Below are 17,822 nucleotides of genomic sequence, written 5' to 3' on the forward strand. Positions count from 1 at the left end.
GTTCTCACAGACTCCATCGGGTCCACGTTTTGCAGTAGACTGTTTGGAACGGATCGAATTGGCACGATCCGAATGCGGCGGGACCGTCGATGATCGGCGAGTTGCTTTATCACCTGCACCGGCACGTGCGCCTGGTGCTGATCGCCGGAGCGCTGATGCTCGTGCTCGGCGTGGTTCTGGTCGGCTACGAAGCGCTGCGGCTTCTTGACCAGCCGCCGGCCCGCCCGGCCGAAGCCGGACAGGCCTTGAGCTAGATCAGTCGATCTTCACCCGCACGAACAGCATCGCCCCGTCAGGATCGCCGCCGTAGAGCGGCTCCAACGCCGTCGGCACGCGATTCATGGCATAGAGCCCGCCGAGGCCGAACCGGACGTGTTCGACGATCCGCCAGTCGCGGACCACGCCGACCGACGCCTTCCCCACCGTGTAAAGCGGGCCGTGCCCGCCGCCGACGCCGGGAACCAGTTCATCCGTCTCGATCCGCTCGGCACGGGCGAAGACCGTCCAGCGGTCGTTGGGATGGACCGCCGTTTCCAGCAACCAGCCGTCCTTCGATCCGCCGTGATCGTTGGTCTTTCGGCCCCAAGCCAGGGTCGAGGACCACCACCCGTCATCGCCCAGACGGCGGGTGTGGATGGCGCTGGCCGACCATTTCGTCTCGTCCTCGTCGGGCTCGAGCTGTTCAGGCGCAGAGACATCGGCGTAGGAGGCTTGCAGCGACCAGTCCTCGCTCGGATTCCAGGCGGCGCGAACGGACCAACTGTCCAGCCGTGGCGAATCGATGCCCCAGCGCTCCTCGTCCGGCTCGCGACCCTTGAAGGCCGAGGTCTCGATCTTGAAGCGGTCGTGCGCCCAGCCCAGGGTGGTCACGCCGAAGACGATATGGGTCGAATCCAGCCAGTGGTGGGTGATCGGCGCCTCGGGACTGTCCATCGCGCTCATGCGATGCATGAAGGCGGGCGGGCCGAAGGCGGGCTCGCCCGGCAGGCCGATATAGCCATAGACGCTGTCCTTGTCGGACAGGCGCTTCGAATAGCTGGCCGACAGCTCCATGAACAGATCATGCGGATGCTGGCGATCGACCAGAGGATTGACCCCGTCCGCTGTCTCGCCCGCCGCGAGAAGCAGCGGATAGCCGGATTTGCCCATCAGCGGGTCGGGGCTGAGCATCGCGCGTAGGTTCAGCGTCGAACCGTCGTCGAAGTCACGGCGCGCCGAGGTCATCAACATGCCGGCCACGAAGGTCTTGTCGCCGCCGCGCGGTCTGGACTGGGTGTCATAGACCAGGTTCAGCATGGCGTGGGTCATCACCATCCATTCGCCACGGACGGTGTGGATGCCGCCGTGCTCGCCCGCATCGGGTTGCCAACCGGTGCCTGAGGCGTCGCGGCTCATGGGCCAGGGGCCATAGGGGCTGGTCATCGTGTGATTTATGCTGGCGTGATCGGTCATCGGTTCGGTCGATGACATCGGCATGCCGTGGCCCGCGTGCGGGTCGGCAGGGGGCTTGGTCGACGCGTGGTGCGAGTGATCCTGCGCCGCCGCGGCCTGAGCCAAGGCGAGCAGGGAAACGCCGGCGCAGGCGCCGACGAGAGTACGGATAGCCATTCAAGGCCTCCTCTGATGATCGTGACGGAGTGCGCCTTGCGAGAGGCGCGAGGTGTGTCAGACGATCAGGAGGCGGGGTGGTCCGGGTTCGGGCGTCAGCAGTTGACCGGTCGGAAAGGCGGACGGAACCGCGGCGACGCGCGACGGGGAAAGAGTTGGGCCGGACATGGGAGCAGGATCCAACGTCGGCGTCGCCACGCAGGCGACGCAGCAGATCATAGTCTTCATGGCCTTGGGCGTATGGTTCGGGGTCTGGTCAGGCGAAGACTGGCCTGTCTCATGGCCCGTCTGATGGCAGGGCGCGGCGGTCGCCGGCGACGCCGAGGCGCCGACCGCGCCGAGCGCCAGCACCGACAGGGCGCCGAACAACAGCAACAGGGATTGAACGATCTTCACGGCGTCAGGATAGGCGTCGGGTCACGGCGTCGCAATGCGTCAGCGCGGCGGCTTCTTGTCGACAAGCGGCAGACCCGCCGCGTCGGCCGCAGTGGCGCCGCCATCGCCCAGCGCCCGCTGCATGAACACCACGTCGCGCCAGTCGTCGTGCTTCCAGCCGGCCGCCTTGAACACGCCGGCGTCGGTGAAGCCGCGCGTGCGGTGCAGGGCGATTGAGCCGACGTTTTCTGCATCACCGATGACCGCGACCATCTGACGAAGACCCATCGCTTCGCACCGAACGATCAACGCATCGAGCAGGGCGCCGGCGACACCGCGTCCCCTGGCCCATGGCGCGACGTAGATCGAGTCCTCGACCATGTAGCGATAGGCCTGACGCGTGCGAAACGGCCCGGCATAGGCGTATCCGGCGACCGCGCCGTCGATCTCGACCACAAGGCGCGGCAGGCCCAGGGCCGCGACGGCGGCCAGACGCGACGCCATCTCGGTCTCGTCCGGCGCCTCCAGTTCGAAGGTGCCGCGTCCATTCGCGACGCTCTCGGCATAGATGGCCGTGATTGCGGCGGTGTCGTTGGAACAAGCGTCGCGAACCGTCAGTTCGCTCACGTTTGCTCCCAGCCCTTGTCGATAGCCCAGACGGCGAAGGCGTAGTCGTGGGCGACCTCCTTCAGATAGTCGAACCGCCCGGCCGCGCCCCCGTGACCGGCCTCCATGTTGATCTTCAACAGCACAGGCTTGCCCGAGGTGGTTGCGGGCCGAAGTTTGGCCACCCACTTCTCCGGCTCCCAGTAGGTGACGCGCGGATCGGACAGGCCGCCCGTCGCCAGCACCGCCGGATAGGCTTTCGGCTCGACCTGATCGTAGGGGCTGTAGCTCATCATGTAATCGTAGGCGGCCGGGTCCTCGATCGGATTGCCCCACTCGGGCCATTCGGGCGGCGTCAGCGGCAGGGAGGTGTCGCTCATGGTGTTGATCACGTCCACGAACGGCACCTGACCGATGATCCCGGCCCACAGGTCGGGCCGCATGTTGTTGACCGCACCCATCAAGAGCCCACCGGCAGATCCGCCCTGAGCGACAATGTTTCCGGCCGTGGCGTACTTCTTGTCGATCAGGTGTTCGGCGGAAGCGATGAAGTCGGTGAAGGTGTTCTTCTTCGTCATCTTCCGGGCGTCGAGGAACCAGCCCCAACCCTTGTCGGACCCGCCACGAATATGGGCTATGGCGTAGATCCAGCCGCGGTCCACCAGCGACAGTCGGTTGGCCGAGAAACTGGCCGGCATGGGGATGCCGTAGGACCCGTATCCGTAGAGCAGCAGGGGCGCCGAACCGTCGACGGGCGTCGATTTGCGACGCAGCACCGTCACCGGCACCAGCTGACCATCGGCTGCCGGGGCGTTCAGCCGTTCGACCACATAATCTTCGATGTTGTGACCGGACGGAATCTGCTGCGTCTTGCGCAGGGTCCGCTCGCGCGACGCCATGTCGTAGTCGAACGTTTGCGTCGGCGTGGACGGCGAGTTGTAGGTGTAGCGGGTGGTCGTCGTCTCGTATTCGGAGGCGCCGGCCAGCGACAGGGCGAAGGCCGGTTCGTCCACCGCGATCTCATGCTCGGCGCCGGCCCGGTCGCGGATGATGATGCGCGTATTGGCGTCTGCACGTTCCTGACGCGCCAGATGGGCGTTGGTCAGGTCCAGACCTTCGATGAAGCGGCCTGGCGTGTGCGGCACCAGATCGGTCCAGTTCGCCTTGGCCGGCGTCGCGGTCGGAGCCTGGACGATCTTGAAATCGATGGCCTCGTCCGCATTGGTGCGGATCACCCAGCGGTCGCCCCAGTGATCGACGTCGTAGCGGGTCGCCACCACGCGCGGCTCCAGCACGACGGGTTCGGCCGTCGGAGTCGCCGCGGGGATGTAGCGCGCCTCCGACGTTTCCTGGTTCTGGATACCGATGACGATGAACTGGTCGTCGGCGGTGCGCCCCACGCCGATGAACATGCCGTCGTCGGCTTCCTCATAGACCAGGGTGGTTTCGCCGCCGCGCGCCGGGCGACGGAAGATCTTGTCCGGACGGCCGTTGTCGTCGCGGTTGGTCCAGAAGATCCACTGGCTGTCCGGCGAGAAGACGAAGTCGCCGGTGGCGCTGTCGATCACCTCGGGCAGCACCTCGCCGCTCGCCAGATCCTTGACGTAAATTTTGTGAACCTCGGAACCTTGGGCGTCCTCGGCATAGGCGAACAGGGTGTGATCCGGGCTGTGGCTCGCGGCCGATACTTCCGAATAGGCCTTGCCCTTGGCCAGTTCGTTGGCGTCCAGCAGCAGTTGAGGCGTAGGCGCCATGACGAAGTTTTTCGTCACCGGCTGACCATCGACCATCCACGTGCCCTGACGCTCGACGCGCATGTAGCGGGGGTGCTGATCGCCGGTCTGATATTCGACGTAGTAGTTCCAGCCGCCGTCCGGCGCAGGAACGGAACTGTCGTCTTCCTTGATGCGGCCGCGCATCTCGGCGAACATCGTCTCCTGCAAGGGCAGGGTGGAGGCCATCATGGCCTCGCGGTAGGCGTTCTCGGCGGTCAGGTGGTCCTTGACCTCGGCCTTGATCAGGGTCGGATCGCGCAGGACCGCCTGCCAATTGTCGTCCTTCATCCACTGATAGTCGTCGGTGCGGGTGCGGCCCAGCTGTTCGATGACGACAGGAATTTTCTTGGCGACGGGCGGTTGAGGCATGGGGGATCCGGTGGACTGACGGGCGAGCGCGGGGGAGGCCGAGACGGCGAGGGCGGTCGCCGCCGTGGACATGATCAGTTGCCGACGATTCATCCGACGCTCCCCTTGATAGCTCAGGCGCAAAGTGTGGGCGCGGCGGGCGCCGAACGTCAAATGAAGAAACGCCGCGGCCTTAGCCGGCGAGGGCCTCGACCGTCATGCGTTTCAGTAGGTCTCCGCCCTGACCCACGGCCGCCAGACGGCTTGAGACATGGCCCAGAACATTGGCGGCATAGACTTCGTAGAGGTCCAGCTTGCCCTGCAGCCACGCCGAATCGCCGTCGCCGCCGTCCAGCTTCGCCTTGGCCGCAAGCGCGCCCTTGGCCAGCATCCAACCGCCGGCCACATCGCCCAGCAGTTTCAGATAGGCGTCGGCCGCCGCCAGCACATCGGCCGCCGCGTTGGGATCGGCCTTCTGATCCAGCAGCCACAGGGTCGCGTCCTCGACGGCCTCGATGGCGGTGGCGAACCGTTCGACCGGCTTGCCGCTGTAGAGCTTTCCGAGATCGACCAGCGTCGCCTTCATGTCCGCGATCAGCGCCTTGGCCGCATCGCCGCCGTCCATCGACAGTTTGCGACCGACCAGATCCATGGCCTGAATGCCGTTGGTGCCTTCGTAGATCGGGGCGATGCGGGCGTCGCGATAGTATTGCGCCGCGCCGGTCTCCTCGATGAAGCCCATGCCGCCATGGATCTGGACGCCCATCGAGGCGACCTCGCAGCCGATATCGGTGGACCAGGCCTTGGCGATCGGCGTGAACAGGTCCTCGCGTCCCTTCCAATGGCGACGTTCCTCGTCGGTCCCGGCGTGCCGGGCCAAATCGGCGGCGACGCCGGTCGACAGGCACACGGCGCGCGCCGCCGAGATCTTGGCCTTCATGACGCTGAGCATGCGGCGCACGTCGGGATGGTCGAAGATCGGGGCGTTGGCCTCGCCGGTCCAGACCGAACGACCCTGGCGACGGTCCAAGGCATAGGCGAGAGCGTGCTGATAGGCGCGTTCGGCGATGCCGACGCCCTCGACGCCGACCGCCAGGCGCGCCGCGTTCATCATCACGAACATATGGGCAAGGCCCTGGTTCGGCTGACCGACCAGTTCGGCGGTCGCCCCCTCATAGCTCATGACGCAGGTCGGCGAGGCGTGGATGCCCAGCTTGTGCTCGACGCCGACGGGGCGGAAGGCGTTACGGTCGCCCAGCGTGCCGTCTTCCTTCACCGCAAACTTCGACGCCAGAAACAGGCTGATGCCCTTGGGGCCCTTGGGTGCATCCGGCAGGCGAGCCAGCACGAGATGAATGATATTGTCGGTCGCGTCGTGGTCGCCCCACGTGATGTAGATCTTCTGCCCGTTCAGCGCATACGTCCCGTCGCCGTTCGGCGTCGCCGTGGTGATCAGCGAACCCAGGTCCGATCCGGCGCCCGGCTCGGTCAGCACCATGGCGCCGGTCCATTCGCCGCTGACCAGCTTGGTCAGATATTTGGCCTTCTGCTCTTCCGTTCCGACCTGCTCCAGCGCCTCGATCGAGGCCAGCGACAGCATGGGGCACAGGCCGAACGCCATGTTGGCGGCATGGACGGTCTCATAAGCCGCCAGTTCCAGCGCCTTGGGCAGGGCCTGTCCGCCCGCTTCTGTCGAGGCCGACAGCCCGGTCCAGCCGCCGGCCGCGAACTGGCGATAGGCGTCGGCGAATCCAGGCGCGGCGGTGACGGCGCCGTTGGCGTAGGTCGAGCCCTTCTGATCCCCAATCCGGTTCAGCGGGGCCAGCACCTCTTCGGAGAATTGCCCCGCCGCCTCCAGAACGGCGCCGGCGACGTCGGCGTCATAGTCGGGAAAGGCGCCGGTTGCGGCCAAGTCGGCCATGCCGGCAACGGATTCCAGAGTGAAGGCCAGGTCCCGAACGGGCGCGCGATAGGTCATGGGTTTCCTCAATCGTCTTTGCGGCCTAAGTGCCGCGTCGGGGCCCGTCGCTGCAAGCGTCTTGGCGACGCGCCCCGTCTCAGTGCAAAGTGGCTGAACGCATGGTGACGCCGTGCCGTCGCGGAAGGGAAGACATGGGCGAGCCCCGCAATCGATATTCGACGGTTTCCCTGCTGATGCACTGGGGCATCGCCGCCGCCGTTCTGGCGCAGGTTCTGCTGATCACCGCGCATGAGAATACGGAAGGGCCGATTTCGGGCCAGTTCGTCATGCTGCACAAGTCGCTGGGTCTGACGATCCTGGTGCTGACCCTTGCGCGGATCGGATGGCGCCTGGCGAACCCGGCGATTCCGTTGCCCTCAGCCTTGCCGCGCTGGCAGAAGGTGGCGGCGCGCGCGACGCACGTCCTGTTCTACCTGGCCCTGATCGTTATTCCGATGACCGGTTGGCTCGCGTCGTCGGCGGGCGGGCGCGCGATCGAGTGGTTCGGCCTCTTCTCCTGGCCCCTCTTGCCCGTCGGCGGCGGGCGTGAAGCGGCGCGCAGCCTGATGGGGCTGCACGAACTGGCTGTGAAGGGGCTCTATGTCTTGATCGCCCTGCATGTGATCGCGGCGCTCAAGCATCAGTTCATTGATCGGGACAATGTGTTGCACCGGATGATCCCGATCATCCCGCGCCGACCGTGAGCCAAACGCCGCTGCAAGCCGCTCAGGCGCTGGCGAACGGCGATCTGATCCTGCTGCCGACCGAGACCGTTTATGGACTGGGCGCCGACGCGAGCAATGCCGAGGCGGTCGCCGCCATCTTCGCCGCGAAAGGGCGGCCGAAGTTCAATCCGATGATTTCGCATGTCGTGGATGTCGATGCGGCGGCCAAGATTGGCGAGCTCGGCCCGCTCGGACTTGCCTTGGCGGACGCCTTCTGGCCCGGACCCTTCACCCTGATCACGCCAATCCTGGACACGCGCAGCGTCTGCGACCTGGCGCGCGCCGGACTGGACAGCGTCGCGATCCGTGTTCCGGCGCATCCGGTGGCGGGGGAAGTGTTGGCGGGGTTCGGCGGCCCGGTCGTGGCCCCCTCGGCCAATCGTTCCGGCCGACCGAGCCCGACGACCTTCACAGATGCTGTCGAGGAGACCGGCTTTGCAGTCTCAGCGGCTGTCGATGGCGGGCCTTGTCAGGTCGGTCTGGAAAGCACAGTCGTGTCGGTGCTGGGGGGACAGGTCGCCCTCCTGCGTCCCGGCGCCGTCACTCGATCCGAGATCGAGGCGGTCGTTGGTCCCATTGAAGAGGGCGTAGAGGGGCATCGTTCGCCAGGGCGACTAACCCTGCATTATGCGCCGGATGCGCCGGTTCGGATCGAGGCCGAACATGCGCGTAACGGCGAGATCCTGCTCGGCTTTGGCCCTGACGCCGGTGAGCCGCGCTGGAGTCTGAGCCCGTCGGGCGACCTGCGCGAAGCCGCCGCCAATCTGTTCCGACTGCTGCGCGAGGCCGACCGCACACGGCCGACGGGTATCGCCGTGTCGCCGATTCCGACGATGGGACTGGGTGAAGCCATCAACGACCGTCTGCTCCGCGCCGCAGGCTTTGTCGGCTAGCCGAAGCGGGCCTGAAGATCGACGCTGGACTGGCGTCCGACGCTGCCCAGGCAAGCATTCAACCAATCGTCGGCGGCCGCACGTCCCCGCGCCTTCAGGTCGTTGAGGAAACCCCATTCGGTGTTGAACTTGGATCGCAGCGACAGGTCCGAGAGCCAGCCGTCCGCCTCGATCGCGTGCAGTCGGACGTGCCGATAAGGCCCGGCGCCGCCGCCCCGCAACTGCCCATGTTCGATCAGTTCACCCGCCAGGGCGATGGCGCGCAGTTCGGCGACCAGCGGCGCGTTGAAGACGATCTCGTTCAGCCGATCGACGATGTCGCCTGCGCTTTTAGGCGTCTCGTCGCGCACCATCGGATTGAGTGTGATCAACAGCACGTCGTCCGGCGTGTCATCTCCGGTCAACGGCCACAGCGGCGGATTGGTCAGATAGCCGCCGTCCCAATAGGGCTCCCCGTCGATCTCTACGGCTTGAAACAGATGGGGCAGGCAGGCCGACGCCATCAGGACATCGGCGTTGATCTCATTCGTCTGGAAGATGCGCGCTTTCGCCTGGCGCACAGCGGTGGCGGCGACGAAAAGCCGGATGTCCGATGCCTGGACGGCGCGGAAATCGACCGAGGCCTGCAAAACCCGTTTTAGAGGGTTATGGTTCAGCGGATTGAATTCATACGGACTCATCGACATCGCCAGCGTCTCGCCCGCGCGCCAGAATGGGTTGTCCTTGATCCAGTCGGGCGTCCGCGCTGCATTCCAGATCGCGCTGTCGCCGAAGACGTTGCGACCGCCGGACTGGTTGACCTCTCGCCAGAGCTTGTCCAACGCGGCGCGGCCATCCCCTGACGCTAGGCCCGACACCAAGGCCGTGCCGTTCATCGCTCCCGCTGAGACGCCGGACACCGCGCGAATATCAAGCCGATCGTCTTCCAACAGACGATCCAGCACGCCCCATTGGAAGGCGCCGTGTGCGCCGCCGCCCTGAAGTGCAAGGCAGATGGGACGTCGGGCGGGAGAGGCGGGAACGGAGCCCGCCGCCTCGGCGGTCTTGCGCTTAAAAATCGCCATGACCGCCGCCTTCCTTAGCTACTGCGCGGTCCAGCCGCCGTCGATGGAGAAGCTGGCCCCGTTGGCCGAGGCGCCGAGGTCGCTGACCAGATAGAGGAAGATGCCGGTCAACTCATCTGTCGTGACGAACCGCTTCGTGGGCTGGGCCGCCAGGATCACGTCCGTCAGCACCTGCTCCTCGGTCATGTTTCGCGTGCGTGCCTGATCCGCGATCTGTTTGGTCACGATCGGAGTCTCGACGAAGCCGGGGCAGATGGCGTTGCAGGTGATGTTGTCGCGCGCCAGTTCCAGCGCTGCAGTCTTGGTGAAGCCGATGACGCCGTGCTTTGCCGCCACATAGGCGGACTTGAACGGACTGGCCACCAGACCGTGCGCAGAGGCCATGTTTATGATCCGGCCGCGCCCCTGCGCTTTCATGGTCGGGATCGCCGCGCGCGTGGCGTAGAAGGCCGAGGACAGGTTGATGGCGATGATCTTCTCCCACTGGTCGGCGGGGAAGTTCTCGACGGATTCGACGTGCTGGATGCCGGCGTTGTTGACCAGAATGTCCAGGCGTCCCAGTTCGCGCTCAGCGAAGGCGATCATGTCGGCGATTTCGTCACCGCGCGTCATGTCCGCCGGATGATAGAGGACGCGAACGCCGGATGAGGCCTCCAGATCGGCGCGGGTGCGCTCGATCTCCGCGGGGTCGCCCAGGCCGTTCAGAACGACTTCACCGCCGCCTGCCGCCACGGCGCGCGCGAGAGCCAGGCCGATGCCAGAGGTCGAGCCCGTGATGACCGCGACCTGCCCTTTCAGATCGCCGATACCGCGAGCCGCCCTACTGTCAGCGCCCGTGGAGTCCTTAGGCTCTTGCGACATGAATCCGCCCCTTCGTTTGTTTTGGCGAGATTAGCGGGAGGTCGATGTCGGGATCAAGAATTTCCCGATCTGATGAATATCCACTCGGCGTCGGTCGAGGCGGCCTTGTCGAACGCATAACCGTCGCGGTCGAAAGCCTTTAGGTCGGCGACCCGTTCCACGCGTTCGTCGATCGCGAACCGCGCCATCGCCCCGCGCGCCTTCTTGGCGAAGAAGGAGATGATACGGCTCTCGCCATTCTTCTCTTCCCGGAACTGGGGCGTGACGACAGGCAGTTTCAGAGCCTTTGCATCGACGGCCCCGAAATATTCCTGGCTGGCCAGGTTTACCAGCGTCGGATCCGGCTGGCCTTCGGCGTCTTCGTTCAGTTGTTTAGAAATCCGGTCGCCCCAGAAGTCGTACAGGCTGGCTCCGCGACGCGTCTTCAGCCGCGTGCCCATCTCCAGCCGATAGGGTTGAATCCGGTCCAACGGACGCAGCAGGCCATAAAAGCCGGACAGAATGCGCAAATGATCCTGCGCGAACGCCAGTGCGTCGGCGTCCATTTCACGCGCTCGCAGGCCCTCATACACATCGCCCGCAAAGGCGAAGGCCGCCTGAACACCCTCGGTCGATTCAGGATCGAAAGCCTTGAAGCGCGCGGCGTTCAGGGTCGCCAGATCGTCCGAAATCCCCATCAGCCGACGCAGGTCCGCCTTGGTCTGGCGCTTGGCGGTCTTGGACAGGCTGGCTGTATCTTCGACGAACCGGCGGTCGCTGCCGGGAATGGCCGCATCGGCTTCGGTGAAATCGAGGCGCTTGGCCGGGGAAAGAACAATCAGCAAGACGCGGCTCCGTAATGTCGCCGCCCACATAGGATGCTTCGATGACGATTTGAACCGGCTGCGGCGAAGGGCGCGTCAGGCGTCCCGGCGTGACCAGCCGAGCTTGCCGAGAGTTTCCATCGGGCGGAAGTCGGCCTTGTAATCCATCTTGGCCGAGCCCTGGACCCAATAGCCGAGATAGACGAACGGCAGGCCGACGATGGCGGCCTGGCGCACATGATCCAGGATGGCGAACCGGCCCAGGCTGCGCCGCTCCATCGTCGGATCGTAGAAGCTGTAGACCATCGACAGCCCGTCTTTCAGCAGGTCCGTCAGCGTTACGGCGACCAGATCGCCCGGTCCGCCATCGGTGGAGGGCAGACGGTATTCGATCAGATGGGTGCGCACGGCCGTGTCCTCGACCATGGCGACGTAATCCAGCCAGCCCATGTCGCTCATGCCGCCGGTCGGATGGCGCGTGGTCAGGTAGCGGCGCAGAAGCTGGAACTGCTCGGTCGTCGCCTCCGCTTCGACCAGGTCGCGCGACAGGTCGGCGTTGCGGGCCAGAACCTTGCGCTGCGAACGGGTGAAGGCGAACTCCGGCACCGGCAGCCGCACCGAAACGCAGGCGTCGCACGCCTCACAGGCCGGGCGATAGGCAATGTTCTGGCTGCGGCGAAAACCGGCCAGCGTCAGTTCGTCATTGACGTGCGCGCAGTCCGAGAAGGGGAGGTTGGCGAAGACCTTCCGCTCCGTCTTGCCCGGCAGATAGGGGCAGGGCGCGACCGAGGTCATGAAGAAGCGAAGCTGTCGGGTCGGTACGTGCTGGGTCACGGCCTCAGGTCCGCATCCGATCTTGCCAATATTGCGACGACACAACGCTCATCGCGCGATTTGGCGTCATCCGTGTTCCGGCTGCAAGCCTGTTCGCGTTGCAGCCGAGCCGGATCACAGCGAGGTGTCCGACGGCAGGACCGGCGCCTCGCGCAACAGGACGATGGCGATGCGGCGGTTGCCGGCCAGGGTCGGATCGTCCGGATAGAGCGGGTCTGACCCCGCCTTGCCCGCCACCGAATAAACCCGGTCGGGATCGACGCCCGAACCTTGCAGCACCAGACGCGAGCCGTTGGCGCGCTCGGACGACAGGGTCCAGTCCGCAGGTGCGCTGGCGCGGCTTGAGCCGGGCGCCGCGCTGGTGTGTCCGGTGATGGAGATGCGGTTCGGCAACTGGTTGATCACCTTGGCCACGGCGCGCAGCAGCACCTGGGCGCGGGCATTCGGGCGCGCAGAGTTGTTGTCGAACATCGACCGGCCTTCCTGATCGACCAGCTGGATGCGCAGCCCCTCGGGCGTCTGGTCCACGATCAGCTGTTTCGACAGTTCGGCCAGCTCCGGCATCGACTGCATGGCTTGGCGCAGCGATTCGGCGGCGCTGGCGAACTCGGCGGCCTCGCGCTTCTGGATTTCGGCCTGGAGAGCGGCGTCGCTGGCGGACGACAGGCTGGAGCCCGTCTGATCGGTCGCGGGCGCCTCGGGCGCCAGTTCTTCCAGCACCGACTGCGAGCCGGCGCTCTTGACGCCATCGTCGCCCAGCGATGTGCCGCCCAGAATGCCGCCGGAGCCCGAGGTCGTCTCGGACACGCTGGCGGGCGCGAAATATTCGGCAATGCCGCGCTTCTGCTCCGGATCGGTGGTGTTGATCAGCCACATCAGCAGGAAGAAGGCCATCATGGCGGTCACGAAGTCCGCATAGGCCACCTTCCACGCACCGCCGTGGTGGCCTCCGCCGGAGACCTTCTTCACCTTCTTGATGAGGATCGGACGATCGCTCACGGACATGGACGCGCACCCCGACGAATGGTGTCCTATTGTGGGCTGGCCAAGGTTAACCGGGCGTTGACCTTGAACCCCGGCGCGGCGGGGCCTAGTCCGACGGCAGGATCAAGGAGCCTGTCATGAAGATCGCATTCGCCGGCCTGGGCGTCATGGGCGCCCCGATGGCCCGTCATCTGGTCGAGGCGGGCCATGATGTGACCGCCTTCAATCGGACTGTCACAAAAGCAGAGGCTTGGGCGGCGACGACGGGCGGCAAGGCGGCGGCGACGGTGGCTGAGGCGGCGCGGGGCGTCGACCTGTTCATCCTGTGCGTCGGTAATGACGACGACGTGCGAGCCGTCGTGACCGAGGCCTTGCCGCATCTGTCGGAGGCCGCCGTGATCGTCGATCACACCACGACCTCGGCCAAGGTGGCGCGCGAAATGGCCGAACTGGCGAACGAGCAGGGCAAGTCGTTCATCGACGCACCGGTGTCGGGCGGCCAGGCGGGCGCCGAGAACGGACAGCTCAGCGTCATGGCTGGCGGGGATGCCGCCGCCCTGGCGAAGGTCGAGCCCGTGGTGAAGGCCTATTCCAAGGCGATCAAACATATGGGACCGGCCGGGTCAGGCCAGTTGACGAAGATGGTCAACCAGATCGCCATCGCCGGCGTGGTTCAGGGCCTGGCCGAGGCGGTCCACTTCGCCCAGGTCGCGGGGCTGGACACCGACGCCGCCTATGAGGCCGTGTCCAAGGGCGCGGCGCAAAGCTGGCAGATGGACAATCGCTGGAAGACGGCGGCCAAGGGCGAGTTCGACTTCGGCTTCGCCGTGGATTGGATGCGCAAGGACCTGGGTCTGGTGCTGGACGAGGCGCGCACGAACGGCGCGCGCCTGTCTCTGACGGCCCTGGTCGATCAGTTCTACGCCGAGGTTCAGGCCATGGGCGGAAATCGCTGGGACACCTCCAGCCTGGCCGCGCGACTGCAACCCCGCGACTGACGCCTAGAGCCGGCGGTGCATGATGTGCAGGCCGACTAGGCCGTGCGTCGGGTGATCGAACGCTTCAGGAACCGTGCCCACGATTTCGAAGCCCAGCTTCTTCCACAGCGCCACCGCGACGATATTGGTGTCGACCACAGCGTTGAACTGCATGGATCGAAAGCCGGCATCCCGCGCAAAAGCCAGCGCGGCCTTGCCCAAACTGCGGGCCACACCGCGCCCGCGCGCCTCGGGCGCGACCATGAAGCTGCCATTGGCGACGTGGGCGCCGTTGCCCTGCTGATTCGCAATGATCTTGGCGGCGCCCAGCACCTGACCGTTCTCGACCGCAACCAAGGTTCCGCCCGGCGCGGGCGGCGTCCACAGGACGCGCGCCTGCCCCTCGTACATGTCCAACGGATAGGTATAGGTCTCGCCTGCGCGGGTGACGGTCTCGATGATCGGCCACAGGCCCGGCCAGTCAGCCTTCGTGATCGGCCGGATCTCCACGCCCATCAGCCCAGCAGCCGTGCGGCCTGCGGTGCGAAATAGGTCAGCACGCCCGCGCACCCCGCGCGCTTGAACCCGTGCAGGGTCTCAAGGATCGCACGGTCCTGGTCCAGCCAACCATTGGCGATGGAGGCCTGCATCATCGAATATTCGCCCGACACCTGATAGGCGAAGGTCGGCACGCGGAAGGTCTCGGACACCCGTCGCACGATATCCAGATACGGCATGCCCGGCTTGACCATCACCGCATCTGCGCCTTCAGACAGGTCAATCGCCACCTCCTTCAGAGCCTCGTCGGAGTTGGCGTAATCCATCTGATAGGTCTTCTTGTCGCCCTTCAGCATCGCCGAGGAGCCCACCGCGTCGCGATAGGGGCCATAGAAGGCCGAGGCGAACTTGGCGGCGTAGGACAGGATCAGCGTGTCCTGAAACCCGTTGGCCTCCAGCGCCTCTCGCACCGCCTGGATGCGGCCATCCATCATGTCCGACGGGGCCACGACATCGGCGCCGGCATGGGCGTGGATGAAGGCCTGTTCGGCCAGACGGTCCAGCGAGGCGTCGTTGGCGATCCGGTCGCCTTCCATCACCCCGTCGTGGCCATGGTCGGTGTAGCAGTCCAGGGCGACGTCGGTCATGACGCCGATCTCGGGCGCGGCGTCCTTGATCGCCTTGATGCAGTCGGGGATCAGGCCGTCGGGGTCGGTCGCGCCGGTGCCGACCGCATCCTTGATCGCGCCATCGACATTGGGGAACAAAGCCACCATCGGAAGGCCGAGGTCGCGCGCCTCGACCGCCGCCGACGCCGCCGCCTTGGGGGAAAGCCGAAACACGCCGGGCATGGAGGCGACCGGGGCGCGATCCTCAGCGCCGTCATGGACGATCAACGGCCAGATCAAATCGGCCGGCGTCAGGGTCGTTTCAGCGACCAGCCGCCGCACCCACGGGCTGGACCGCAGGCGGCGCGGACGGGCGAGCGGGAAGGGGGCGGGCTGATAGGGAAGCATGGCGAGACCTTGGAAAATCCAGCGTCGGACTAGCGCCGCAACGACCGGTGCGCAAATCGCGTGATGCGTCGGATCGTTTCGTGCGTGATGACGGCTTGCGCGGATCGGCGAAATGCGAGCCTATCGCGACAAATCGATGGAGACGGTGATGGTCGGGAAATTGACGGCGGGTGCAACGGCCCTGGTTTTGGCAGCAGGTCTGTCCGGCTGCATCATCATCGACTCGGATGGCGGCGAGCGGACCGTCGTCAGCCCGGCGGCCGACGCGCAGCCGGCGGGCTATTCCAGTCTCTATGCCGATGCGGTCGCCGATCCCAAGCGTCCGGCCGAAGAAGTCGCGCGTGATCCGCTGCGTCACCCGGCTGAGATTCTCGCCTTCGCTCAACTGGAGCCCGGCGACAAGGTCGCCGACATTCGCCCCGGCGCCGGCTATTTCACGCGCCTGTTTTCCGACGTGGTCGGCCCGACCGGCCGGGTCTACGCCTTCGTGCCCGAGCGGACGATGGCGCGCGAGAACGCCGGGGCCGATGCGCTTGTCGCGGCCTATTCGAACGTGACGCGCGTCAACGGCCTGCTGGACTCCATGACCTTCGCCGAGCCGTTGGACATGATCTTCATGAGCCAGGAATACCACGACTTCCACATCCCCGGCTTCAACACCGACGTAGCCAAGATGAACGCGGCGGTGTTCGCGGCGCTGAAGCCCGGCGGCCGCTACATTTTGATCGACCATGAAGCCGCGCCTGGCACAGGCATCTCGGCGGTCCAGACCCTGCACCGCATCGAAGGCGACTATCTGAAGCGCGAGGTCGAAGCGGCCGGCTTTGTCTTCGAGGGTGAGAGCAAGGCCGTCGCCAATCCAGCAGACGACCACAGCCTGAATGTCTTCGACGAGAAGATCCGCGGCAAGACGGACCAGTTCGTCTATCGCTTCCGCAAGCCGGGCTGATCGATCTCGATACTGAGAACCGTTATCAATTAAGGGTTTGGGGCGTTTTGTCCATGCGGCGGACATGGACAAGGCCGCTTCGGGAGAGCAAACAACGCAAAGACATCGCCATAAGCGAAAGAACGCGTAGTTTGTTCGACTATAACGCCGCCTTTAATAGCTCGGTGGAGCAGGTTCGCAGCGAAGGACGCTATCGCGTCTTCGCCGATCTGAAGCGCGTGCGCGGTCGGTTTCCGCAGGCTGTGCGTCGCCGCGAGGATGGCTCCGAACAGGACGTCGTCATCTGGTGCTCGAACGACTATCTCGGCATGGGCCAGCACCCGGTCGTGCTGGACGCCATGCACAACGAGATCGATGCGGTAGGCGCCGGCGCCGGCGGCACGCGCAACATCTCGGGCACCACGCGTTCGGCGGTCGATCTCGAAGCTGAGCTGGCCCACTGGCACCAGAAGGAAGCGGCGCTGCTGTTCACCTCCGGCTATGTCGGCAACGAGGCGACGCTGTCGACCCTGCAGAAAATCCTGCCGGGCCTGATCACCTTTTCCGATTCGCTGAATCACGCCTCGATGATCGCCGGCATCCGCCACGGCGGCGGCGAGCGCCACGTCTTCATGCACAACGATCTGGCGCATCTGGAGGCCCTGCTGGCCGCCGCGCCGGCCGATGCGCCCAAGCTGATCGCATTCGAGAGCGTCTATTCGATGGACGGCGACATCGCCGATCTGGCCGGCACTATTGCGCTCGCCAAGAAATACGGCGCCCTGACCTATCTGGACGAGGTCCATGCGGTTGGCCTGTATGGCGAAACCGGCGCGGGCGTCGCCGAGCGCGACGCCGTGCTGGACCAGATCGACATCATCGAATGCACCCTGGGCAAGGCGATCGGCGTGATGGGCGGCTATATCGCCGCCGACGCCATGATCATCGATGCGGTGCGCAGCTGGGCCTCGGGCTTCATCTTCACCACCTCGCTGCCGCCGGCCCTGACCGCCGGCGCCCTGGCCTCCGTGCGTCACCTGAAGGCGCACCCCGAACTGCGCGTCCAGCATCAGGAACGCGCCGCGACGCTCAAGGCCCGCTTCGCCGCCGCCGGCATCCCGGTGATGGAAAGCGAGAGCCACATCGTGCCGGTGCACGTCGGCGATCCGGTCCACTGCAAGATGATCTCGGACATGCTGCTGGACGAGTACGGCGTCTATGTCCAGCCGATCAACTATCCGACCGTGCCCAAGGGGACCGAGCGCCTGCGCTTTACGCCGTCACCGAACCACACCGACGCAATGATGGATCATCTGGTCCAGGCGATGGACAAGCTGTTCGCCCACTGCAACGTGGCGCGCCGACCCGTCGCCGCATGACGACGGGCGACGACCTCGGAGAGGTCATCGTCGAATTCACCCGCAACGGCCTCTACCTCAAATGCTCGGCCATCCATGTCGCGTCAGGCCGGGAGGTCAGCGCCGTGGGGCCGGTCAATGAACCCAAGGCCGTCGAACGGGTGGCGATCGCCAAGCTGAGGCGGGCCTTGGCGACATAGCGCGCGTGA

The 17,822-nt window shown here is 65.7% G+C and carries 19 protein-coding genes; 7 read left to right on the forward strand and 12 right to left on the reverse strand.

Going from position 1 to position 17,822, the window contains the following annotated elements; translation table 11 throughout:
* Positions 1–89 precede the first annotated feature (89 nt).
* On the forward strand, positions 90–254 hold the full coding sequence (locus E4341_RS08820) for a hypothetical protein (protein WP_165116665.1): 165 nt from the start codon (positions 90–92) through the stop codon (positions 252–254).
* A gap of 1 nt (position 255) precedes the next feature.
* On the opposite strand, the gene E4341_RS08825 is transcribed toward E4341_RS08820, so the two are convergent.
* The 5 genes from E4341_RS08825 to E4341_RS08845 all read right to left on the reverse strand — a co-directional run bounded on the left by E4341_RS08825 (position 256) and on the right by E4341_RS08845 (position 6,690).
* The gene (locus E4341_RS08825) at positions 256–1,608 is read right to left on the reverse strand and encodes a hypothetical protein (protein WP_165116667.1); all 1,353 of its coding nucleotides are present in this window, start codon (positions 1,606–1,608) and stop codon (positions 256–258) included.
* Between the two features lie 57 nt (positions 1,609–1,665).
* Positions 1,666–2,004: a hypothetical protein gene (locus E4341_RS08830; RefSeq protein ID WP_066551590.1), complete on the reverse strand. Its 339-nt coding sequence runs from the start codon at positions 2,002–2,004 to the stop codon at positions 1,666–1,668.
* Positions 2,005–2,043: 39 nt separating this feature from the next.
* Positions 2,044–2,601 (reverse strand): GNAT family N-acetyltransferase, encoded by a 558-nt coding sequence (locus E4341_RS08835; RefSeq protein ID WP_165118661.1) that lies wholly within the window; start codon positions 2,599–2,601, stop codon positions 2,044–2,046.
* A 5-nt stretch (positions 2,602–2,606) separates the two neighbouring features.
* A complete protein-coding gene (locus E4341_RS08840) occupies positions 2,607–4,826 on the reverse strand; it encodes a S9 family peptidase (protein ID WP_165116669.1) in 2,220 nt (739 codons plus the stop codon).
* Between the two features lie 79 nt (positions 4,827–4,905).
* Positions 4,906–6,690 carry an acyl-CoA dehydrogenase gene (locus E4341_RS08845; RefSeq protein WP_165116671.1) on the reverse strand — a complete coding sequence of 595 codons (1,785 nt, stop codon included), beginning with the start codon at positions 6,688–6,690 and terminating at the stop codon, positions 4,906–4,908.
* Positions 6,691–6,824: 134 nt separating this feature from the next.
* Between E4341_RS08845 and E4341_RS08850 the strand changes: the two genes are divergently transcribed.
* Entirely contained in the window at positions 6,825–7,376 is a 552-nt protein-coding gene (locus E4341_RS08850) for a cytochrome b (RefSeq protein WP_165116673.1), read from the forward strand.
* Entirely contained in the window at positions 7,373–8,290 is a 918-nt protein-coding gene (locus E4341_RS08855; RefSeq protein ID WP_165116674.1) for an L-threonylcarbamoyladenylate synthase, read from the forward strand. The genes E4341_RS08850 and E4341_RS08855 overlap by 4 nt, the downstream gene beginning before the upstream one ends.
* Here E4341_RS08855 and E4341_RS08860 read toward each other — a convergent pair.
* The 5 genes from E4341_RS08860 to E4341_RS08880 form a co-directional block, all read right to left on the reverse strand.
* The gene (locus tag E4341_RS08860) at positions 8,287–9,354 is read right to left on the reverse strand and encodes a patatin-like phospholipase family protein (protein WP_165116676.1); all 1,068 of its coding nucleotides are present in this window, start codon (positions 9,352–9,354) and stop codon (positions 8,287–8,289) included. The two genes, E4341_RS08855 and E4341_RS08860, sit on opposite strands and share 4 nt — an antisense overlap.
* An 18-nt stretch (positions 9,355–9,372) precedes the next feature.
* On the reverse strand, positions 9,373–10,215 hold the full coding sequence (locus E4341_RS08865) for a 3-hydroxybutyrate dehydrogenase (protein ID WP_165116678.1): 843 nt from the start codon (positions 10,213–10,215) through the stop codon (positions 9,373–9,375).
* 53 nt (positions 10,216–10,268) lie between these two features.
* The gene (yaaA, locus tag E4341_RS08870; RefSeq protein ID WP_165116680.1) at positions 10,269–11,039 is read right to left on the reverse strand and encodes a peroxide stress protein YaaA; all 771 of its coding nucleotides are present in this window, start codon (positions 11,037–11,039) and stop codon (positions 10,269–10,271) included.
* 75 nt (positions 11,040–11,114) lie between these two features.
* Positions 11,115–11,852: an arginyltransferase gene (locus E4341_RS08875; RefSeq protein ID WP_165116683.1), complete on the reverse strand. Its 738-nt coding sequence runs from the start codon at positions 11,850–11,852 to the stop codon at positions 11,115–11,117.
* 114 nt (positions 11,853–11,966) lie between these two features.
* Positions 11,967–12,857 carry a flagellar motor protein MotB gene (locus tag E4341_RS08880; RefSeq protein WP_165116685.1) on the reverse strand — a complete coding sequence of 297 codons (891 nt, stop codon included), beginning with the start codon at positions 12,855–12,857 and terminating at the stop codon, positions 11,967–11,969.
* A 116-nt stretch (positions 12,858–12,973) separates the two neighbouring features.
* Between E4341_RS08880 and E4341_RS08885 the strand changes: the two genes are divergently transcribed.
* Positions 12,974–13,834: an NAD(P)-dependent oxidoreductase gene (locus E4341_RS08885; protein WP_165116687.1), complete on the forward strand. Its 861-nt coding sequence runs from the start codon at positions 12,974–12,976 to the stop codon at positions 13,832–13,834.
* 3 nt (positions 13,835–13,837) lie between these two features.
* Here E4341_RS08885 and E4341_RS08890 read toward each other — a convergent pair whose 3' ends face one another.
* Positions 13,838–14,329 (reverse strand): GNAT family N-acetyltransferase, encoded by a 492-nt coding sequence (locus tag E4341_RS08890; RefSeq protein WP_165116689.1) that lies wholly within the window; start codon positions 14,327–14,329, stop codon positions 13,838–13,840.
* Positions 14,329–15,327 carry a porphobilinogen synthase gene (hemB, locus tag E4341_RS08895; protein ID WP_165116691.1) on the reverse strand — a complete coding sequence of 333 codons (999 nt, stop codon included), beginning with the start codon at positions 15,325–15,327 and terminating at the stop codon, positions 14,329–14,331. Before hemB ends, E4341_RS08890 begins: the two co-directional genes overlap by 1 nt.
* A gap of 112 nt (positions 15,328–15,439) precedes the next feature.
* Here hemB and E4341_RS08900 point away from each other — a divergent pair, with 112 nt between their 5' ends.
* The 3 genes from E4341_RS08900 (at position 15,440) to E4341_RS08910 (ending at position 17,813) form a co-directional block, all read left to right on the forward strand.
* Positions 15,440–16,276: a class I SAM-dependent methyltransferase gene (locus E4341_RS08900; RefSeq protein ID WP_165116693.1), complete on the forward strand. Its 837-nt coding sequence runs from the start codon at positions 15,440–15,442 to the stop codon at positions 16,274–16,276.
* A 131-nt stretch (positions 16,277–16,407) separates the two neighbouring features.
* Positions 16,408–17,634: a 5-aminolevulinate synthase gene (gene hemA, locus E4341_RS08905; RefSeq protein ID WP_165116695.1), complete on the forward strand. Its 1,227-nt coding sequence runs from the start codon at positions 16,408–16,410 to the stop codon at positions 17,632–17,634.
* Positions 17,631–17,813: a hypothetical protein gene (locus tag E4341_RS08910; RefSeq protein WP_165116697.1), complete on the forward strand. Its 183-nt coding sequence runs from the start codon at positions 17,631–17,633 to the stop codon at positions 17,811–17,813. The genes hemA and E4341_RS08910 overlap by 4 nt, the downstream gene beginning before the upstream one ends.
* Positions 17,814–17,822: the final 9 nt, after the last annotated feature.

It is taken from the genome of Brevundimonas sp. 'scallop', from assembly GCF_011045535.1.
In the GTDB taxonomy this organism is placed as follows: Bacteria; Pseudomonadota; Alphaproteobacteria; order Caulobacterales; family Caulobacteraceae; genus Brevundimonas; species Brevundimonas vesicularis.

What these genes read in the sequence shown, in the direction of transcription:
- E4341_RS08880 (WP_165116685.1), bottom strand. Translation starts at nt 12,857, where the DNA reads ATGTCCGTGAGCGATCGTCCGATCCTCATCAAGAAGGTGAAGAAGGTC.
- E4341_RS08865 (WP_165116678.1), bottom strand. Translation starts at nt 10,215, where the DNA reads ATGTCGCAAGAGCCTAAGGACTCCACGGGCGCTGACAGTAGGGCGGCT.
- E4341_RS08890 (WP_165116689.1), bottom strand. Translation starts at nt 14,329, where the DNA reads ATGGGCGTGGAGATCCGGCCGATCACGAAGGCTGACTGGCCGGGCCTG.
- E4341_RS08845 (WP_165116671.1), bottom strand. Translation starts at nt 6,690, where the DNA reads ATGACCTATCGCGCGCCCGTTCGGGACCTGGCCTTCACTCTGGAATCC.
- E4341_RS08900 (WP_165116693.1), top strand. Translation starts at nt 15,440, where the DNA reads ATGCGAGCCTATCGCGACAAATCGATGGAGACGGTGATGGTCGGGAAA.
- E4341_RS08825 (WP_165116667.1), bottom strand. Translation starts at nt 1,608, where the DNA reads ATGGCTATCCGTACTCTCGTCGGCGCCTGCGCCGGCGTTTCCCTGCTC.
- E4341_RS08860 (WP_165116676.1), bottom strand. Translation starts at nt 9,354, where the DNA reads ATGGCGATTTTTAAGCGCAAGACCGCCGAGGCGGCGGGCTCCGTTCCC.
- E4341_RS08850 (WP_165116673.1), top strand. Translation starts at nt 6,825, where the DNA reads ATGGGCGAGCCCCGCAATCGATATTCGACGGTTTCCCTGCTGATGCAC.
- E4341_RS08910 (WP_165116697.1), top strand. Translation starts at nt 17,631, where the DNA reads ATGACGACGGGCGACGACCTCGGAGAGGTCATCGTCGAATTCACCCGC.
- hemB (WP_165116691.1), bottom strand. Translation starts at nt 15,327, where the DNA reads ATGCTTCCCTATCAGCCCGCCCCCTTCCCGCTCGCCCGTCCGCGCCGC.
- E4341_RS08820 (WP_165116665.1), top strand. Translation starts at nt 90, where the DNA reads ATGATCGGCGAGTTGCTTTATCACCTGCACCGGCACGTGCGCCTGGTG.
- E4341_RS08840 (WP_165116669.1), bottom strand. Translation starts at nt 4,826, where the DNA reads ATGAATCGTCGGCAACTGATCATGTCCACGGCGGCGACCGCCCTCGCC.
- E4341_RS08885 (WP_165116687.1), top strand. Translation starts at nt 12,974, where the DNA reads ATGAAGATCGCATTCGCCGGCCTGGGCGTCATGGGCGCCCCGATGGCC.